The sequence below is a fragment of the Streptomyces sp. NPDC001970 genome, assembly GCF_053594115.1.
Map to the genome: position 1 here is coordinate 1 of NZ_JBSFDW010000100.1, position 2,762 is coordinate 2,762.

Annotated in this window: 2 protein-coding genes; both read right to left on the bottom strand. The window is 70.5% G+C overall.

The window, feature by feature from the left end; all coding sequences use genetic code 11:
• Positions 1 to 497: 497 nt before the first annotated feature.
• Complete coding sequence (locus ACWCP0_RS41930; RefSeq protein WP_451083956.1) at positions 498 to 1,646, bottom strand: hypothetical protein; 1,149 nt, start codon at positions 1,644 to 1,646, stop codon at positions 498 to 500.
• Complete coding sequence (locus tag ACWCP0_RS41935; RefSeq protein ID WP_451083957.1) at positions 1,643 to 2,581, bottom strand: SDR family oxidoreductase; 939 nt, start codon at positions 2,579 to 2,581, stop codon at positions 1,643 to 1,645. Before ACWCP0_RS41935 ends, ACWCP0_RS41930 begins: the two co-directional genes overlap by 4 nt.
• Positions 2,582 to 2,762 lie beyond the last annotated feature (181 nt).

The following is a 2,762-nucleotide window of genomic DNA, read 5'->3' on the forward strand; positions in this document are numbered from 1 at the left end:
CTCGCACGCCACCTCGGAGACATCACCCTGGGCACCATGCGCCGACAACTCAACCGATGGGCTCACCACGGACTCATCCGCAAAACCGGACCCGCGACCTACACCAGGCAAGCCACCTGACAAACGCCTTGCCACCAGCGCATATCCGTTAACTACCCGGCCTTGGGTCAAGGCTCGCTGAACGGCTGGACGCGAGCGGCTGTGTTCGGGCGATCCGCACGAGGTCGACGCAGCGGCCAAGCTCAAGAACGTTGGCTGGAGAGGTGGATCACGGTGAGTTCGCCCTGGGCGTGCCGGGATCGAAGGACCTTCTTGTCGACTTCCCGACCGAGGTCCTCGGGACCTGGTCGTTGAACGTCCATCGCTCCGGACGCCACCACCTGGGGACCTTGGCGGCCGTGCACGAGGACGGCCGTCGGCCGCCCGGGCGCGCCGCGCCATTCGATCACGGCCGTTCGACGCCCTCGGCGGCGATCCTGCGGAGGGTGGGGCGATCGTCACGGGGTCTCTCCTCGGCCTTCCGCGGCCTCGCCCGGGAAGCTCCCGTAGCGCAGTCCGCCGTGCGAGTACGTGGGCCAGACCGGCCACTGCCGCTTCCAGCGGGCGATTTCCGAGGACGGCAGGATCTGCAGCCACCGCGGGTCCCGGGCGCTGCGGTCGGCCAGCGTCTTCTCCTTGACCATGGAGTCGTACTGGTCGAGGGAGTCCTCGAGGGTGTTGGCGTTGGGCACGATCTCGTGCCGGAAGAACCGCGCGTGCCGCCTGACCCCGGGGATCCGGGAGAGCTCGGGCTGCCAGTTGTCGGCCGCCACACCGTTCTCCGAGGAGACCCAGATGCCGTCGGGCGTGTTGAGCACGAGCGAGTGGTTGCCGTCGGTGTGGCCGGGCGTCCACAGCAGGCTCACGCCGACGCCGAGTTCCACGTCTCCGTCGAAGGCGGTGACGCGGTCGTCGGGCACACCGTCCATGCCGCCGTCGACGTACCAGGCCCACTGCATCGGGTGCGGCGAGGCGAAGGTGCCCAGTTCCTTGCGGTGCACCAGCAGAGATGCGCGGGGGAACAGCGGCTCGGGCGGGGTCGCCTGTCCGGCCAGGGGCTTGGAGCTGCCCATGATCAGCCGGACGTCCTGGACGTGCAGGTGGTCGAAGCTGACGTAGTCGACGTCCTCCGGACGCAGACCGCACAGGGGCAGCACCTCCTCGGGCTCGTGGTAGTAGCGGGTGAACACCCGGTCGCTGAGGAAGTCGCCCGCCAGACCCTTGAGTTGGGCGTAGAAGGGGGCGGTGCTCGACCCGGCGGCGACGGTGGGTTCCCAGACCAGGGTCCTGGGCACTCCGTCGAAGCCGTCGAAGTGCACGACCAGTACCCGGTTGACGATGTTGACGAACGGGTTCGGGCCGATCGCGGCGCCGTGGAAGGCGTACCGGGTGGGGTACGGTGCGGCCGCGATGTCGAAGCTGCGCACCGCGTGGATCCGGCCCTGGCCGCGGAAGCGCTCGCGACAGGCGAGGGCGGCCTCGCGCACGGCCTGGAGCCGGTCGCCCCGTGGCCACACCTCGTGCACGCCCTCGAATTCCGGGATCGTGCGCATGCCGGCGCTGAGGGTGCCACCGGGCGGTGGCTGCTCGGTTCCGGGCGCGCTCATCGTTCTGCCCTCTCCTTGGTTTGTGGGGCGGCGCCGCCGGTCTCTGCCGCGGTGCCGCCGCTGTCGCGCTCGTAGGCGGCGCGTACCGACGGGTCCGTGAGCGCGGCCAGCTGGTCGGGCACGACCAACCGCAGCCACCCTGCCCGGGCCTTGGCCGGCAGCAGCGCGCAGACCCACGGGACCAGACCGATGTGCCGCGGTACGAACACCTCGGGCCGGGGGCGGAGGACCACGCTCAGGACCGTTCGGGCGACGTCCTGCGGGGTCAGACGGCGGGTGGGGCCGGCGCTGGTGCCGACCGCCAGCTCGGTATCCACGACACCAGGCATGACAAGGGAGACCTGGACACCGCTGCCGCGCAGTTCGGCCCGCACCGCGGAGCTGTAGCCGTGGACGGCGTGCTTGGTGGCGGCGTAGGTGGCCTCGCCCATGGGGGTCACTTTGCTGGCCGCGGACGCAATATTGACGATGTGTCCGGTGCCGCGGGCGCGCATCCGGGGCGCCGCGAGCTTCATCCCGCGCAGCACCCCGTGCACGTTCACGTCGAATTGGCGGAGCGCGGTCTGCTCGGCCTCGTCCGCGAACGGCCCGACCCACATGATCCCGGCGTTGTTGACCAGTACATCCACGGGCCCGAACCGCTCTTCCGCCCGGTCCAGGAAGGCCGCGAACGACGCGGTGTCCGTGACGTCCAGGGCGAAGCCCGCCGCGTGGCCGTCCGCGGTGCGGCAGATCTCCTCCGCCGCGGTTCGGGCCGAAGCCTCATTCAGGTCTCCGAGCGCGACCAGGGCGCCGGCCCTCGCCAGGGTGTCCGCGACGGCCCGGCCGATGCCGCGGCCCGCGCCGGTGACCGCGACCACCCGGCCCTCGAGCGGCGATCGGGCCGAGCGGGGCAGCGGTCTTCCCGTCGCACGGCGTACCGACTCGTCTGTCATGGCTCTCCGTCCTTGCACGCCTCGTGCGGGCCGCCTGCCAAGCCTCAATCTGACATGGAGCAGGGTCAGATCGGTCGGGCATGCTGTCAGTGCGTTGTGGCAAACCGGATTTCGTTCGAGGTGTGCGGCGCGGGTGATCATCTGGACAGAGGTACGGGTGCGGCCGTGGACATGAAAGAAC